Consider the following 17,168-nt stretch of genomic DNA (forward strand, 5'->3'; position numbering starts at 1 on the left):
TTTGTTTACTAGTATATCCCCATCATTACTAGAGGTCTCTCCCACAGCAATCACTGTTTTGTTTTTAAGCTCTGCCACACCATAGGCAAAATCAATATTAGTGCCTCCCACAGTTGTTTCCCATTGTAATGCGCCGTTGCTATCCACTTTAAGAATCCAGGCATCATTTTGACCTTGATTATTTTGAACATCAACATCTGAACTTCGGAGCTTCCTGCTAAAAGGAAACCATTATCTTGTGTTTTGACTATAGCCCTAGCCACATCAAAACTAGTGCCACCTATTGTTTTTTCCCAAAGCAATTCGCCAGCAGGGGATATTTTAATGAGCCACAAATCGGCAGCACCTATATAATTAGACACATCTTGATCCATGCTTCGGTATCACCAGCGATTATATAATTACCATCACCAGATGTTGTTATAGCCCATGCCTCATCAATTTCTCCACCTCCAAAGGATTTCTCCCACAACAAAGCGCCCGTATTTGAAATTTTAATAACCCAAAAATCGTAGGAACCCTTGTTATTAGAAATATCTGTATCTGCACTATCTGAGCTACCAGCGATAATAAAGCTGTTGTTTTCTGCTTCTACAATTCCTCGAGGTGTATCGGAAAGCAACCCTCCAAAATACTTACTCCATTGTAATGCTCCAGCGGCATCTAATTTTATAATCCAATAATCGCCACCAGCATGCTTGTTGGTATTTCTAGATGTATTGCCTTCGCCACTAGAAGCAGTCACGTCTAAAATCCCTGATACTAAATAACCGCCATCACTAGTTTGAATGACAGAAAGACCTGAATCTGTACCGGAATAGCCAAATGATTTTTGCCATGAAAGCGTCCCTGAGGCATCTAGTTTAGCTAACCAATAATCTTCTTGACCGGCGTTCCCGCTAACGTCTTCGTCGTTACTATAACTGGACCCTAAAATAGCATAACCACCTTCTTGGGTTTGAATGATGTCTTTTCCCCGGTCGTCTGCTGTGCCACCATAGGTTTTATTCCATTGCAATTCACTTTCAGCATTAAATTTTAATAGCCAATAATCGTAACTTTCGTTTGTTTTATCGCTAATATCACCATCCATGCTTTGTGTGAAACCTAGAACAGCATAGCCGCCGTCTTCTGTGCTAACGATAGCTTGTGCGCTCTCGTTTTTTGTTCCACCATAAATTTTTGTAAAATCTAAATTGCCGTAAATGCCTGTCACCCCGGCATCATAATCATCATCAGTTTTACAACCGATAAACAGTATAAATGTACTTAAGAATAAAAACAGTAAATTTTTAGAACGGGTCATCATTCGTTTAATTGCTTTTTCTAATAACAAATAGGCCTCTTTCCATATCACTAATAATAATATTTCCACTATTAAAATAGGGGTACACATTCCAAGCACCGTTAAAATTAGCATTATTATCTTCTGGATAGGTATCAAAGAATCCAACTTCTGACATGACATTTGAATCTATATTTGATAGATCAATCATTCGAACGCCAGCGCGATAATTAGCCTGATAGTACGTGTTATTATTAACATAGCCGTTATGGTCAATGGCAAGCGTTTTACCGGTGTATTCCATATGTAATTTAGGGTTGTCTAAATCTGTAAAATCAAAAACCAAGGTTCGCGTATTGCCGCCATAGTATTGTTCATCTAGTTCATCACCCAAAATAAAATATTTTTTATCCTCACTAAACCATCCTTGGTGTGTATAACCAATATTGGCATAATCTATAGTGGCGATTTCTATAGGGTTTGTTTTGTCTGTAATATCGGCAATAACTACTTTGTTTTCGTTGCTTCCAATTAAAATTTCTTTTCCTGTAAAGTCGGTATCTCGGTCCATTGTAAGTGACCACCTGTGCATCGTGAGAATAACCACCCAAATCAAAACCTCCGGCTGCTACAGGGTTTGTTGGGTCTTGTATATTTACAAAGTGCGGGCCGCCGTTATAAGTTGAAGCGCCATTTAATCTCGTGCCTACACCATAAGCATAGCCACTTTCTTCATTTATTACAATGTTATGTGCGCTACCAAAGCCAGTATAATGTGCATCTGCGTTAAAAATTTGTGGTGAATTTGCCACGGTTCTTAGTCGAGTTAAATCGAAGACTTGCATGCCGTGGTTCGCAGCCTCACTCACTATATAAGCGTGATCATTATAAACTTTGATGTCTCTCCAAGAGCTATTAATTGTTGCTGTTGGTAATAATCCTACGACCACTAAATTTGTGGGATCTGTAATATCTACAAAAACAGCGGCAGATGAAGTGCCTACAAGTGCATATTCGTTACCTGTTATGGGGTCTGTCCATCCCCAAGAATCATTGCCTTTACCTTCTGCTCCCATTTGAGAAATGGAAAGATTAGCCATAAGGTCATAGCCTTGACAGGGAAATACCCCAGCCATACCATTTACACATGGAGATGCTGGACTACTATTTACAGCAGGTTTATCGTCATCTTTAGTGCAACTAATAAACGTGAACAAGAATAAGAGTCCAGTTCCAACAACAAACTTTGGAATGTTTTTCATTTTTTTAATTTCAGTTTTTTTTAATTTTAACAAAGCATTGTACTAGGATCAACCAAAAAAACGATCTACAATTTATATTCGCGAGTTCTATTTTTTGATTAATTTTTTAGTTGTTGTTCCGTTTATTTTAACCAAATAAATGCCTGAACGATACTCTGTTAAAGGTAAAACGAATTCTTTTGTGTTAATATTGTTATTGTCATAAACTTTCTGACCCGTAATACTATAGATTTGAATACTATTAATTGATGTATTAGAATTACTTTTTATAATAGAAACCGAGTTGGTAGGATTTGGAGAAAGTGAAAATGAATTGGTCATATTATAATCAGGGGTGCTAAGTGTATTACTTTGTCTTACAACAAAAAGCCCACGTTCTATATCGCTTATTATAATATTGCCACTGGCAAAGTAGGGATAGATACTCCAAGCGCCATTAAAGTTTGCGCTGTTACTGCTAGGGTAGGTATCAAAAAAGCCTATTTCAGAAGCACTGTTGTTTGATGACAATAATGTTGGTACGTCGAGTACTCGCATTCCCGCCCTGTAATTGGCCAAATAAAACTTATTCCCATTCACATAACCGTTATGATCTATAGCAAGTGTAGGCCCAGTGTAAGTGTTAAGTAATGCAGCATTGCTAAAATCAGCATCTAAATCTATCATATCGAAAACAAGCGTTCTCGTGTTATTTCCAAAACTTTGTTCATCTACTTCATCTCCTAAAATAAAGTACCGTTGATCCTCAGTAAACCAACCTTGATGTGCATAGGCAGTTTGGGGGTAGGTAAAATCATTAATGAGAGTGACATTGGTTTTATCGGTAACATCCGGAATGACTACTTTGTCTGTATTTCCATTACTTCCAATAAATATTTGTTTACCCGTATGGTCTGTGTCAGGACCATTGTAAGTTACTACTTGCGCGTCATGTGTGTATCCTGCTGCAGTATAGTCTCCTAATGTTGTTGGGCTGGTAGGGGTGCTTATATCTACAAAAATTGGCCCACCACCATTCGCCGAACCACAACCTACTAAATAGGCAATGCCTTCAGATTCATTAATTACTATATTATGACAGCTTCCTATAACAATGTCTCCTGATCCACCGTCTCCTGTATATTTTAGTACCTGGGCTCCCTCAAAGATTAAGTTTGGATCGACTCCATTTCTAAGTATGGTTAAGTCAAAAACTTGCATGCCATGGCTGCCTACATTATCGGCAACAATAAATGCGTAATTGTTATATACTTTCACATCTCTCCAAAAATTCGTTCCAGCGGCAGTTTCAATTCTTCCTAAAAATACGGGATTCACAGGATCTGAAACATCTACAAAAGCGGTGCTATTTGTTGTGGCAATTATCGCATATTCTTTGCCTGTTTGTGAATCTGTCCAGCCCCAAATATCACTCCCTTACGGGTTGCCAGCTGCAGTTGCTAAAGTAGATATGGGCATATTAGACATTAAGTCGTAATCATTACAGGGGTAAACACCAGCCATCCCGGTGCTAGAATCGCAAGGGGTTTGTGCGAATACTGTACCTTGAAACAAAAAACAAATTAGAAATACTGAAACGTAATTTTTTAACATAAGATTTAGGTGTTAATTAATGGAGCGAAATTATAATAAAAAAACGATAAAATGTTGAATGCCTGTGTTAAAATGCACTAACAAGTGTTGTTTGTTTTTTTTTTTTTTCATAAGATTATCTATAATATACAGTCTATTTAATAAAGCTTCTTATTTTTGCAGCATGATAGAAGATAAAAATCAACAACGTACGCCCTTAAGTGAATTGGGAGAATTTGGACTGATAGATCACCTGACTAAAAATTTTGAGACAAAACAAGAGTCGACAATCAAATCTATTGGTGATGATGCAGCGGTAATTGATGCCCAAAACAAACAAATGGTTGTCACCACCGACCTGTTAGTTGAAGGTGTGCATTTCGATTTAAGCTATGTGCCATTAAAGCATTTGGGTTACAAAGCAGTTGTTGTGAATTTGTCTGACGTGTATGCCATGAATGCCGAAGCCACTCAAATCACCGTATCGATTGCGGTGTCTAATCGGTTTCCATTAGAAGCTCCGGAAGAGCTGTATGCAGGTATAGAAACGGCAGCAAAAATATATAACGTTGATGTCGTTGGTGGAGACACCACGTCTTCTACTACGGACTGTTAATATCAGTAACAGCTATTGGGCAGGTGAAATCCGGTGAAGAGGTGTATAGAAGTGGCGCAAAACCTAATGATTTATTAGTCGTTACTGGAGATTTAGGGGGGCATATATGGGCCTTCAAATTTTGGAACGTGAAAAGGAAGTCTTTAAAGTGAACCCAAATAATCAACCAGATTTAGATCACTATACGTATATCATGGAGCGCCAGTTAAAACCGGAAGCACGAAAAGATATTATAAAGTTACTCAAAGATTTGGAAGTAAAGCCAACCGCAATGATTGATATTAGCGACGGACTGTCTTCAGAAATCTTACATATTTGTAAGGCAAGTCGTGTAGGATGTGATCTATATGAGGATAAGATTCCTTTAGACCCTCAAGTAATTTCAACTTGCGAAGAATTTGATATAGACAGTACAACAGTAGCATTGAGTGGTGGTGAAGATTATGAGTTATTAATGACTATATCTCAAGAAGATTTTCCTAAAATTAAAGCAAATCCTAATTTAACAGTTATTGGTTTTATAACCGAAGAAAATGCAGGAGCACACTTGGTAACCGGAGCAGAAACAAAAATCCCGCTACAAGCCCAAGGCTGGAAAAGTTTTGATAATTAGGAACTTAATTTATAAGTAGTGACCAGTTCTTCACGACGCAATCTTTCTTGACGTTTTGCATGAACGCGGCTTAAAATGGAATTTATTTCTTTGTATTTGGGTGTTAATGGAGTAAGATTACCATTACTATTGGTGGTTAATTCTTTTTTACAATGGCAACATTTGTATTCACTAACGTGGTAAGTTACCTTTTTTGAGACTTCAAATTTGTGTCCGAATAAGTTACAATATAACTGCATAATTAAGGGAAGATTTTAGATTAAGTTTTTATAGTTGTGATTAATAGGGAGTTAAACTTAATCAAAAAAAACAAATATCCGCCCATAAGCTATGTTTTTTCGATGAAATGCACAATTTCTTTAATAAAGTCTGTTTTATTTTCTATATAACTCATGTGGCCTTCGGAAAAAATGTGCGTGTCAATGTTATGATTTTTAGCAAATTTAATGGTGTTTTTGACGTTAATTACCGTGTCTTTTTTTCCTAAAAGTATTGCTTTTTTATAGGATGTTTGGGCAAACGATGTCGAAAAATCTTCGCGACGCTTCATGCCTTCTTGAGCAGCCATATACCCTTGAAGAGATGTTTTAAGTGCGATTTGTAATGCTTCTTCAAATGCTTCTTGGTGTTCTAGCTTGCTTTTTGCGCTGAAGAGATTAGTAAAACTCATGCGTACCATGCTCTCGAAATTGGTTTGCACCATTTTATTTGCACGGGTTCTTATTTGTTTCCTTTCAGAATCATCGGCTTCGTAAGTAGAATTTAGTAAGCAGACTCCTTTTATGTTGTTAGGAAATAATTTCGCAAAGGCCAATGCCACGTAACCTCCCATAGAGTGACCTATAATGGTGTATTTTCTTAATCTTAAATGGTTTAAAACGGTTTTTACAACTGTAGCCATTTCTTCCATCGTATGAATATAGCCCAAAACACCTGTTTTTCCATGACCTAATAAATCGATACAAACCACTCTGTTGTTGTTAGATATTTTCACCACTAAATCATGCCACATCGTGTGGTCTTCAAGAAAGCCATGTAGTAAAACAATGACCTCTCCTTTTCCAGTGTCTGTATAAAATATGTTAATCCCTTTATAATCTAAAATCATATTTGAGTATATTCGACAAATATAATTTGAATGTTTTGAATAAAACCAAAGACCTTTTAATAACTAGTTTTGCATTGTTTTCACTTTTTTTTGGTGCCGGTAATTTATTATTGCCACCGCTTTTGGGCTATAATGCGGGGAGCGATTGGTTTTGGGTGCTTTTAGGTTTTATAATTACAGCCGTAGTCATTCCCATAATAGGTATTTATTCTCATGCCAAATTACAAGGAACCTTATTTGATTTTGGAAAAAAGGTCTCCAGCACATTTAGTTTGGTGTATTGCATTCTTATTTATGTTATTGCGGTAGCCATACCTTCACCAAGAACCGCAGCAGCTACACACGAAATTGCTATACACCCCACATTTGGTACCTCGCCACTATTAACCAGTTGTATTTATTTTATTTTGGTTTTGATTTTTGCTTTAAACCGCTCTAAAATATTAAACCTTATAGGTAAATATTTAACACCCTTAATAGTCATTATGCTTTTGGTAGTTATAGGTATTGGATTGTTTTCTACACAAATGATTGCCAATAGCTCCCAATTTGAAGCGCCCATTGTGAGTGGTATTTTAGAAGGCTATCAAACTTTTGATGCCATTGGGGCCGTAGTGGTTGGCGCAGTTATTATTATATCGATTAATATGAAAACGGAGGCGACTTTTGAAGCAAAGAAAGTGCTCATTAAAAAAGCTGGCTTGATTGCAGGGTTTGGATTGTTTGTCATTTATGCGGGCTTAATTGCTATTGGAGCATTTTATGGGTCAGAAATTAATATCAATGAAGATTTAAGCAATGACATGCAGCGTGCCAACTTACTACGAGGCATAAGTATTAAAGCGTTGGGAAATTTTGGTAATTCTATTTTAAGTGTTTTAATTTCTTTAGCTTGTTTTACCACCGCTGTAGGTATCGTTACAGGAACTGCCGATTATTTCAAAGGGATATTTAAAGACTCTAAAAGAGTGTATACGATTACAGCTGTTATTGCCTCTTTATTAGGGGTTCTTGTTGGGCAAATGGATTTTAACTCTATAATTGTTATCGCTTTACCTGTATTATTGTTTATTTATCCTATAACCATTGTACTCATATTGTTGAATGCTATTCCGAGAAAAATGGGCAACTTCATTGGTTTTTAGAGTGGTGGTATTGCTTACTGTTGTTTTTAGTATTCCGAGATGTATTACTGTTTTTAATGCCTACTGAAGGATTGAATAAAGTCATTACGGTCATTCCATTAGGGAAGTATAGCTTGGGTTGGCTGTTACCAGCAGTCTTTGGGTTTGTCGTAGCTAATATGTCTGTGAGGCGTACACTTCGATTGTTGTAGAATTGACCTTTACATTTATGTTGAAAAAGTTGTTTTTTAAATACGTAATAAGTAACTTTCTGTTGGTAATTAAATAATTAAATGATGAAAAAAACGTTTTTGTTAGTGGTTTGTTTGAGCGTTTGTTGGTTCGCGCAGGCACAAGATTCACCAAAAATTGGGGAGCTGTTAAGAATCAATGGACCTTCCGGACAGTTTTACAATCACGTCTCATTTCCGCAGTTAAATATATTGGTTAAACGTGGGAAGATTGCAAGTTACAAACCTGTCTGTAGAAATGAAGTCGTGATAGATGAAGTGGTGACTAAAAACAATGGAGAAACCTATGTTGTTCTCAAAAAGAAAGATGGAAGCAAGTTTTTTGATTTTATAAGTAAGGTAGAAGCAAATTATACCAAAGCGGTAGATTCAGGGAATTATCTGTAATGGAATAGTCTTTGTAAAATCCCATAATTTAATGCTTGACGAAGCTTTATTACATAGAGCTAGCTGATTGTAGGCAATAGATTAATTCTAGGGTTGTTTACGATTCTAATGGAGGCGCCATTAAGATCAATTAGTCACTAAATGAATGTTTTTTATAATGTCGGGTTCTAACAGTTTCCAGCGGTTTAACTACTTGTTGAAAATGACCGCTATTAATGCAGCCGCTTTATAGCCGAAAAGGCTTTGTCTACAACATGATCTTCTACTAAAACGGTGAACTCATTAGTTGTAGAAATGACTTCGTATAGTGAGATGCCTTCCCAAGCAAAACGCTTAAATATTTGGTAATACAAACCTGAAATTTTTGAGTTGTTTTCTCGGTAGACGAATGCTGATTGCCGATAGGTTTTCCTGTAAACCAATCAATACTTCATGCTTAAAATGGTCTTGTATCTTTTGCTTTTCGGAAGCAGAAATCACCATATTACTTTCATGGATGCCTCGGGAGAACCCGTAAAAAGCATGGGTGTCTATTGTTGCCATAAGTTGACTGTGGCTGTTTATTAAGGTCTTAGAATTCCGGAACGTAAAATCAACGAGGTTAGAACGTACGGTAATATCTCCTAAATTTTTTAACACTGCCTTTAATTGATTGGAATGTCTTAAATCTTTTGGCGGGTTGTACCGTCGTAAAGCCATCATAATCGCACCAGTTTTTACTGGTTTTCTTAACATAGTACTAATAGGAGTCTGCAGTTCTTCTGCTAAGGCTGAAAAATTAATAATGCTTCGTGATAATGCTTCTTCCAGGAAGGGTTGTGTAACCAAAATTTCTTCAACGCAAGTGGCAATGGTCTTCATGTTGTTAATTATTTAACATTTTGTGTAAAAATAGACTAATTTTTTAATTTTCATTTACTTAAGGACAGTTCCGAATAATTTAGCCTACTAAACAAACAAAAAGTATGCTAGTATTAAAGTTTGGAGGGACCTCTGTTGGGTCTGTGGAAAACATGACCCGTGTAAAAAATATTATAATCGATGGCGAAAAAAAAGTCGTTGTTTTATCTGCAATGTCCGGCACTACAAATGCCTTAGTTACTATTTCAGAATGTATAAAAAATGGTGAATTAGAGCAGGCCGTACTTAAAATAGAGGCTTTGCATGACACCTATAAAAAAACCGTCTCAAATTTAATTAGTAATCCCTTTTTAGTCATTGAAGCTAAGGCCTACGTAAACACTATATTTTTAGGGTTGAGAGTGCTTTCAAACACGTCGTATTCTGTTTTATTACATAATAAAATTGTTGCCCAAGGTGAGTTGTTATCTACCTTTTTATTTAGCCAATTCTTATTTCAAGACAAAATAAAAGTAGCGTTGTTGCCAGCATTAGATTTTATGAAAACGGATAAAAATAACGACCCGGATGATTTGTATATCAAGCAGAATCTAAATAAGATACTGGATGAGGTTTCTGATGCCGACATATACATCACACAAGGTTTTATATGTTTAGACGCTGAGGGAAATATTTCAAACTTACAACGCGGGGGAAGCGATTACACGGCAACTATAATTGGAGCAGCCTTAGAGGTAGATGAGGTGCAAATATGGACAGACATCGATGGTTTTCATAATAACGATCCGCGTTTTGTTGATAACACTAGAGCGATATCAAACCTCTCTTTTGACGAGGCGGCAGAACTTGCTTATTTTGGAGCAAAAGTGCTACACCCACAAACCGTCATGCCCGTGCGAGCGTTAAATATTCCGGTACGTTTAAAGAACACCATGTCTCCGGAGGCTTTTGGCACATTGATTACGCACCATACTCATGGTGAGGGAATTAAAGCCATTGCAGCTAAGGAAGGCATCACTGCGATCAAAATCAAATCGGCAAGAATGCTACAAGCTCATGGCTTTTTAAAAAAAGTATTTGAAGTCTTCGAAACTTTCGAAACAGCAATAGATATGGTTACTACTTCAGAAATTGCTGTATCATTAACTATTGATGACGACACACATTTGGAAGTGATAGTAGCAGCGCTTAAAAAAATAGCTCACGTTGAAGTCGATGATTTTATGAGTATTGTCTGTTTGGTGGGAAATAACATTATTTACCACCCGGACACCCCTCAGCTGTTTCAAATATTACAAGATGTTCATGTACGAATGATTGCTTATGGGGGGAGTAACAATAATATTTCACTGCTGGTCAATACCAGTGATAAACAGGAAACCTTGCGTAAATTACAGCGTTACGTTTTTGAAAACACGGATCACTTGGTGTTGAGTTAAAACAAAGAAAGCGAGGGTTTAGACTCGCTTTTCTTAACTTTATATTAATTTTTTTATTGATTCATCAGTGCCTCAATTTCATCGGCCTCAATAGGAATATTACGCATTAAATTAAAAGGTTCTCCACTTTTTTGTATAACCAAATCATCTTCTAAACGAATACCAAAACCTTCCTCAGGAATATAAATACCGGGTTCTACCGTAAAGATCATGTTTTCTTGCATGGGCTCTGTTAAAATACCATAATCATGCGTGTCTAACCCAATGTGGTGTGAGGTACCGTGCATAAAGTATTTTTTATAGGCAGGCCAGTCTCGGATTTTCGTTTTTAACATCGACTTTATCGAGTAAACCTAGATCGAGTAACTCTTTAGTCATTAATTTACCAACTTCAACGTGGTATTCTGCCCATAATGTCCCTGGAACTAATAATTTTGTCGCGTCATTTTTTACGCGATTCACAGCATTATATACTTGTTTTTGGCGGTCTGTAAATTTTCCGGAAACAGGAATTGTTCTACTCATGTCGCTACTGTAGTTCGCATATTCAGCGCCAACATCTAACAAGATTAAATCACCAGCTTTACACTGTTGATTATTTTCTATATAATGTAAAACATTGGCATTATTACCGAAGCAACAATGGGTGTGTAGGCGAATTTTTTAGATCGATTTCTTAAGAATTCGTGCATAAACTCGGCCTCAATTTCAAATTCCCAAACGCCAGGTTTTACAAAGCCTAAAACACGTTTAAAACCTTTTTCGGTAATGTCGCAAGCCTGCTGCATTAAATCAATTTCTACCTGGTCTTTAACCGAACGTAAACGCTGTAAAATAGGATTACTTTTAGCAACACGATGCGCAGGATATTTATTTTTTAGCCATTTGGTAAAACGGTCTTCACGAGTTTCGGTTTCTATATTCGCACGATAATGCTCGTTAGTATTTATATACACCGTGTCGGCTTGCGTCATGATCTCAAACATGATTTTTTCCATCTCTTTCAGCCAATACACGGTTTTAATGCCGCTGGTTTCAAGGGCAGCGTCTTTGGTTAGTTTTTCGCCTTCCCAAACCGCAATATGATCGTTGGTCTCACTTAAAAATAAAATTTCCCGATGTTTTTCATTTGGACAGTCCGGAAACAGGACGAGGATACTTTCCTCTTGATCCACCCCACTTAAATAGAAAATGTCTCTACTTTGCTCAAAGGGCATCGTACTATCGGCCCCTATGGGATAGAGATCGTTAGAGTTAAACACCGCTAAACTTTTAGGTTGCATTTGTGTAGCAAAGTTTTTACGGTTTTTTATAAAGAGTTTCGAATCAATTTTATGGTATTTCATTGGATAAGATTTTTATTCATTCTCACGACAGTGGGAATCTATTTAGAGTGTGTTTTATTAATTGAAGTTTCCATACTTCAGAAGCAGAAACCTCAATAGTGGTATTATTTGATTTCCGTAAAAATAACAATATTTATATCGCTTAAAGAAATTCTAGCTAACATTTGTCAATCTGTTTTGTTGATTTTAACAGAATCCTTACCTTCATCCTTTAATCCATATTTTATGACCTTCAGATTCCTTTTCCTTTTCCTTTTTTGCTGTATTTTTAATGCAAAAGCACAACGGCCTGCAACAACTACTATGGTGGTGCAACAAGCGCTCAAACAAAAAAGTGAAAATGAACGTCGCTCGTTAGTAAAGAATGTACCCTTTGAAAACATTGGACCCACAGTGATGAGTGGTCGTGTGGTTGATTTGGCTGTGAATCCCGAGGACCCAACAGAATTTTATGTGGGCTATGCCTCCGGAGGGGTGTGGCATACTGTAAATAATGGCACTACGTTCGTCCCAATTTTAGACAACGCACAAACCCAAAATGTGGGTGATATTGCGGTAGATTGGAAAACAAAAACCATTTGGGTGGGAACAGGAGAAAACAATGCCTCGCGCTCTTCTTACTCCGGAATAGGGGTCTTGAAATCTAAAGATAATGGCGCCAGTTGGGAACATGTAGGTTTATCTAATGCCCACCATATTGGTCGTATTTTAATCAATCCTAGCAATCCGGAAGAAGTGACTATTGGCGTGACAGGCGCTTTGTATTCCAAAAGTGAGGACAGAGGTGTTTATAAAACAAAAGATGGAGGAAAAACATGGCTGCAAACCTTATTTGTAGATGACGTAAGCGGGATCATTGATCTTCAACACGCACCTAGCAACTATAATGTTATGTTTGCCTCGTCGTGGACTAAAGAGAGAAAAGCATGGAATTTTGAAGGTAACGGCAATAATTCAGCAATTTATAAAAGCACAGATGCCGGAGAAACTTGGGCGCGTGTTTCAACAGCAACCAGTGGCTTTCCAACAGGTTCCGGAGTAGGTAGGATAGGACTGGCACTTTATGATGAAACGACTATTTATGCCATTCATGATAGTCAGTTCCGCAGACCTTACGGGGATAAAAAAGAAGAAACGAGAGGGCTTCAAAAAGTGGATTTTAAAACGATGGACACTGAGACGTTCTTAAATCTTGAAGACAAGAAACTCAATGGTTTTTTAAAGATGAATGGTTTTCAGGAGAAATACCGTGCTGAAAATGTAAAACAAATGGTGCGAAGTGGCCATGTAAAACCAGTTGATTTGGCAAACTATTTAGAGGATGCCAACTCCATGTTGTTTGAAACTCCAGTCATTGGTGCTGAGGTGTATAAAAGTATCGACGGTGGGAAAACATGGCAGAGAACACATGAGGATTATTTAGACGACCTGTATTATAGCTATGGGTATTATTTTGGGCATATTTACGTGGCTCCGGATAATAAGGATAACATTTATGTGTATGGTGTTCCTATATTAAAATCTAAAGATGGCGGCAGCACTTTCACTTCCATTAGTGCAGAAAATGTACATGCAGACCATCACGCGTTATGGATCAATCCCAAAAATCCAAACCATTTAATAAATGGTAATGATGGTGGGGTTAATATTACTTACGATGATGGTGAAAACTGGATAAAAAATAATGCCCCAGCCGTTGGACAATTTTATGCTATTAATGTAGATCATGCAAAACCATACAACGTCTATGGTGGTTTGCAGGATAATGGCGTATGGGTTGGTGCCAATACTGCTCAAGACAATAAGGCTTGGCAGCAAAGTGGTCAATATCCATGGGAAAGTATTATGGGAGGTGATGGCATGCAAATTGAAATTGATAATCGTAACACTAATATTGTTTATACGGGGTTTCAGTTTGGCAACTACTACAGAATTAATCGAGGGACTGACGAGCAAAAATACATACAGCCCAAACACGAGTTGGGTGAAAATCCCTATCGATTTAATTGGCAAACCCCTATTCATTTATCGCATCACAATCAAGATATTCTGTATTTGGGAGGTAATAAACTTATGCGTTCTATGGATAAAGGAGAGACATGGAAAGCCATAAGTGACGATTTAACTCAAGGCGGAAAAAAAGGAAATGTAGCCTTTGGAACGTTAACCAGCATTAGTGAATCGCCTTTCGAATTTGGATTACTTTATGTGGGTAGTGACGATGGGTTCGTTCATATTAGTAAAAACGCCGGTGGCTCGTGGGAAAACATAAGTGAAGGGTTGCCAAAAGACTTGTGGGTGAGCAGAGTAGTTGCATCAAAGCATGAAAAGGGAAAGGTATATGTAACATTAAACGGGTACCGTTGGGATGATTTTAATGCTTACGTATACGTAAGTTCTAATTATGGAAAAACATGGAAAGACCTTAGTGAAGATGTGCCCGATGCACCAATTAATGTCATTCGTGAAGACCCTGTAAGTGATAAAACAGTGTATTTAGGTACAGATAATGGGGCGTACGTTTCTTTTAATGATGGTATTACATGGCATGCTTTTTCAAAAGGCCTACCAGCGGTTGCGGTACATGATATAGTGATTCAGGAAGACACTAACGATTTGTTGATAGGAACGCATGGCAGAAGTATTTATAAAGCAAATGTAAGCGCATTACAAAAGGTGGACGTTGCACAACTGAAGGCGCCTATAAGTCTATATGAGATAAAGAATGTTACTCATTCCGGTCGTTGGGGAAATAGCTGGAGTAAATGGATGACACCCAATGAACCAACGATAACCATTAATTTGTATGCGAATGCTTCAGCAAAAAAAACCATTGAAATAAGAACGGATCAGAATTCCGTTTTAAAAACGATTCATGCTGAATTGGATAAAGGGTTTAATTATGTGGCGTACGATTTAACGATTACTGAGGACGGGAGAAAAAAACTGTTAAAAGAAAACACGAGCATTGACATTCAAAAAGCCAAGAACGATAAATATTATCTTCCAAAAGGAAAATATTTAGTGTCTATCGATGGCGTGACAACCGGTTTAGAAATAGAATAAATAATAATTCGATATTTTTTGAGTTTTATAGTCAAAACCAAATCTAATGAAATACCTAAATATAATTGCAGCCATAGCGGTGTTGGTGTCATTTACAAATTGTAGTGATGACAATAAAATTGTACCAACGGAGCCTGAAGCAAATTTGATTATTAAGTTTCAATTTGATCCTGCTCAAGAGCGTCTCAATAATTTAGGGGAACCCGCTGCAGTAGCGGCCGGTAATGCCGCACAATCTCCGGATTTCGCAAGAATGAGTGCTAATTACATTGAGTTTGCACCCAATGCAACAACGCTTTTAGGAGAGGGGGAGATTGTTTTTGAAGGGCCAAAAACTACTGCAGGAGGAAGCAATGCCATCGATTTTCAAAACGTAACCTTTGCTGGAGACGGTGACACGTTTCTTACCATTCCATTAAATGATGTAGCGGTTGGTAATTATAAATGGGTTCGTGTGTCATTAGCTTATCAAGAAGGTGCTATTCAGTTGTTGTCTAATGGAGTTGACTACACAGGAACGCTAGCAAGTTTTGTAGGTTATAATAACTATATTACTTCCTTCGACTTAAACGGAAGCACTATTGAAGTTAATGATAATAAATCACAAGGGTTTTGGGCTTTCGAAACACAGGGATTCACGGTTCAAGGTCAGGCTCCGGAGGGAGCGACCACGGTTCCAAATCCGTTATTTAATTCTTCTCCAATACCCCAAGGATCGTGTGTGGTAACGGGTGAATTTGAAAATGGTCTCACCCTTACAGGAAATGAAACTAACGATGTTAGAGTGACACTCTCCTTTTCGATTAATAATAGTTTTGAATGGACAGAAGTAAACGCCGATGGGAAATATGAACCAAATGCTGGAGAACAAGTGGTTGATATGGGGCTTCGTGGATTGATCCCCATAGTTGCAAATTAATTTCAATTTAGTGTGGTGTTATACAACGATGACTGTAACAATTTAATACATTGGTTGTCTTTTTATAAACGATAAACCTCTCGATTATGAAAAAATTTCTACTGTTATTCTTCTTTATAGCTATTCATATAACCATTAAGGCTCAGGAGTACTCGGAGTTTTCAAGGCTTATACAATACAATCGGAGGCTTTCGAAAAAGCAAGAGAAATAAGGATTTGGGTGCCTTTTTCTTATACCGAAACCAAAGAGAGTTATCCGGTTATTTATCTTTTTGATGGCCAATTTGATGCTTTGTTTGACATGACCACAGGGATTAGTGATTACATGTCGCAGACGGGATTAGCCTCAGAATACATTATTGTAGGTGTTAAAACCGAAGACAGGCCAAAAGAATTTACGCCAACATTTTTAAATCCAAAAACGGGTGCAAACTGGAAAGATAAAGGAGATGTGGGCAACGCTAAACTACTAGAAATCCATTTACAAAAAGAAGTATTTCCTTTTGTTGAAAAGCAGTATAGAACTACGCCTTTTAGAGTCGCCATTGGTCATTCTCTAGGAGGGACGTTTCTATTGAATACTATTTTGGATCAGCCTTCCTTTTTTAAAAGTATTATTGCCATTAGCCCAAACATTACTTACGATTTCGAACAATTAGTGACACGATTCTCAGAATTCACTGATAAAAATAAGGTGCTCAATAAAACCATTTATATTTCTACAGGTACAGCGGAGCGCTTGGAGGAAGTCTTTAAGCCATCGACGATAAAGTTAGATAGTGTTTTAAAAAATGCCGATTTAAAAGGACTAAATTATAGGTTTGAAGTTTTGGAAGGTTTAAATCATTCTGAAACTCCAATAGTGAGTATCTCAAAGGGAATGAATCAAATATCAAAAATTTGGAACTTATCAGAAGTGCAACAAGAGCATTTTCTCAAAGATACGTCAGATACATTCATTAATCACCTTAAGGCATTTTACAAAAATAAATCTAGGTGGGCAGGTTATGACATCATCCCGTCTGCTGATGAAGCGAATGGTTTTGGTTATTTTGTTTTTCATGAAGGGGATGCAAATCTTGGTCTTGAAATTATTGATTGGGCCTTAAAATTGTATCCAAATAATGTTAATTTATATGACAGTAAGGGTGAAATGCTCGAAGCGCAAGAAAAATTTAAAGAGGCTTCTGTGTATTATAAAAAAGCTCTAGATAAATTAGAAACTAAAAAAGAAGAATATGATGAAGAAAACTATAACTATTACAAAGCGATTTATTTAAAAAACTTAGAGAGAGTAAATAAATAACCCTAATAGGTAA

14 protein-coding genes and 3 pseudogenes are annotated in these 17,168 nt (G+C 37.1%); 7 read left to right on the top strand and 10 right to left on the bottom strand.

What is annotated here, in order from left to right; all coding sequences use genetic code 11:
• Positions 1-50: 50 nt before the first annotated feature.
• The 5 genes and pseudogenes from N7U66_RS13995 to N7U66_RS14015 form a co-directional block, all read right to left on the bottom strand.
• Complete coding sequence (locus N7U66_RS13995) at positions 51-374, bottom strand: hypothetical protein (RefSeq protein ID WP_267675847.1); 324 nt, start codon at positions 372-374, stop codon at positions 51-53.
• Positions 347-1,375 (bottom strand): hypothetical protein, encoded by a 1,029-nt coding sequence (locus N7U66_RS14000; RefSeq protein ID WP_267678606.1) that lies wholly within the window; start codon positions 1,373-1,375, stop codon positions 347-349. The genes N7U66_RS13995 and N7U66_RS14000 overlap by 28 nt, the downstream gene beginning before the upstream one ends.
• Positions 1,314-2,547: pseudogene (locus N7U66_RS14005) on the bottom strand (choice-of-anchor B family protein). Before N7U66_RS14005 ends, N7U66_RS14000 begins: the two are co-directional and overlap by 62 nt.
• 87 nt (positions 2,548-2,634) lie before the next feature.
• Positions 2,635-3,954 (bottom strand): choice-of-anchor B family protein, encoded by a 1,320-nt coding sequence (locus tag N7U66_RS14010; RefSeq protein ID WP_267678533.1) that lies wholly within the window; start codon positions 3,952-3,954, stop codon positions 2,635-2,637.
• Positions 3,955-3,963: 9 nt separating this feature from the next.
• Positions 3,964-4,140, bottom strand: coding sequence for a hypothetical protein (locus tag N7U66_RS14015; protein WP_267675848.1), 177 nt, complete (start codon positions 4,138-4,140; stop codon positions 3,964-3,966).
• Between the two features lie 163 nt (positions 4,141-4,303).
• Here N7U66_RS14015 and thiL point away from each other — a divergent pair.
• A pseudogene (gene thiL, locus N7U66_RS14020) lies at positions 4,304-5,348 on the top strand (thiamine-phosphate kinase).
• Here the strand turns inward: thiL and N7U66_RS14025 are convergent.
• Positions 5,345-5,587 (bottom strand): DUF1660 family phage protein, encoded by a 243-nt coding sequence (locus N7U66_RS14025; RefSeq protein ID WP_267675849.1) that lies wholly within the window; start codon positions 5,585-5,587, stop codon positions 5,345-5,347. The pseudogene thiL and the gene N7U66_RS14025 sit on opposite strands and share 4 nt — an antisense overlap.
• 89 nt (positions 5,588-5,676) lie before the next feature.
• Positions 5,677-6,456, bottom strand: a complete 780-nt coding sequence (locus N7U66_RS14030) for an alpha/beta fold hydrolase (RefSeq protein ID WP_267675850.1) — start codon at positions 6,454-6,456, stop codon at positions 5,677-5,679.
• A 2-nt stretch (positions 6,457-6,458) separates the two neighbouring features.
• Between N7U66_RS14030 and N7U66_RS14035 the strand changes: the two genes are divergently transcribed.
• Positions 6,459-7,601 (top strand): branched-chain amino acid transport system II carrier protein, encoded by a 1,143-nt coding sequence (locus N7U66_RS14035; protein WP_313791237.1) that lies wholly within the window; start codon positions 6,459-6,461, stop codon positions 7,599-7,601.
• Between the two features lie 272 nt (positions 7,602-7,873).
• Entirely contained in the window at positions 7,874-8,218 is a 345-nt protein-coding gene (locus N7U66_RS14040) for a hypothetical protein (RefSeq protein ID WP_267675851.1), read from the top strand.
• A gap of 212 nt (positions 8,219-8,430) precedes the next feature.
• Here the strand turns inward: N7U66_RS14040 and N7U66_RS14045 are convergent, their stop codons facing one another.
• Positions 8,431-8,571, bottom strand: a complete 141-nt coding sequence (locus tag N7U66_RS14045) for a hypothetical protein (protein ID WP_267675852.1) — start codon at positions 8,569-8,571, stop codon at positions 8,431-8,433.
• On the bottom strand, positions 8,552-9,079 hold the full coding sequence (locus tag N7U66_RS14050) for a hypothetical protein (protein ID WP_267675853.1): 528 nt from the start codon (positions 9,077-9,079) through the stop codon (positions 8,552-8,554). Before N7U66_RS14050 ends, N7U66_RS14045 begins: the two co-directional genes overlap by 20 nt.
• Before the next feature lie 104 nt (positions 9,080-9,183).
• Between N7U66_RS14050 and N7U66_RS14055 the strand changes: the two genes are divergently transcribed.
• Positions 9,184-10,518 (top strand): aspartate kinase, encoded by a 1,335-nt coding sequence (locus N7U66_RS14055; protein WP_267675854.1) that lies wholly within the window; start codon positions 9,184-9,186, stop codon positions 10,516-10,518.
• Between the two features lie 53 nt (positions 10,519-10,571).
• Here N7U66_RS14055 and N7U66_RS14060 read toward each other — a convergent pair.
• Positions 10,572-11,864: pseudogene (locus tag N7U66_RS14060) on the bottom strand (aminopeptidase P family protein).
• A 225-nt stretch (positions 11,865-12,089) separates the two neighbouring features.
• Between N7U66_RS14060 and N7U66_RS14065 the strand changes: the two are divergent.
• The 3 genes from N7U66_RS14065 to N7U66_RS14075 all read left to right on the top strand — a co-directional run bounded on the left by N7U66_RS14065 (position 12,090) and on the right by N7U66_RS14075 (position 17,155).
• Entirely contained in the window at positions 12,090-14,930 is a 2,841-nt protein-coding gene (locus N7U66_RS14065) for a beta propeller repeat protein (protein WP_267675855.1), read from the top strand.
• Positions 14,931-14,976: 46 nt separating this feature from the next.
• Positions 14,977-15,849: a hypothetical protein gene (locus tag N7U66_RS14070; protein ID WP_267675856.1), complete on the top strand. Its 873-nt coding sequence runs from the start codon at positions 14,977-14,979 to the stop codon at positions 15,847-15,849.
• Between the two features lie 175 nt (positions 15,850-16,024).
• Positions 16,025-17,155: an alpha/beta hydrolase-fold protein gene (locus tag N7U66_RS14075; RefSeq protein WP_267678534.1), complete on the top strand. Its 1,131-nt coding sequence runs from the start codon at positions 16,025-16,027 to the stop codon at positions 17,153-17,155.
• Positions 17,156-17,168 lie beyond the last annotated feature (13 nt).

The sequence above is a fragment of the Lacinutrix neustonica genome (assembly GCF_026625145.1).
Taxonomy (GTDB): Bacteria; Bacteroidota; Bacteroidia; order Flavobacteriales; family Flavobacteriaceae; genus Lacinutrix; species Lacinutrix neustonica.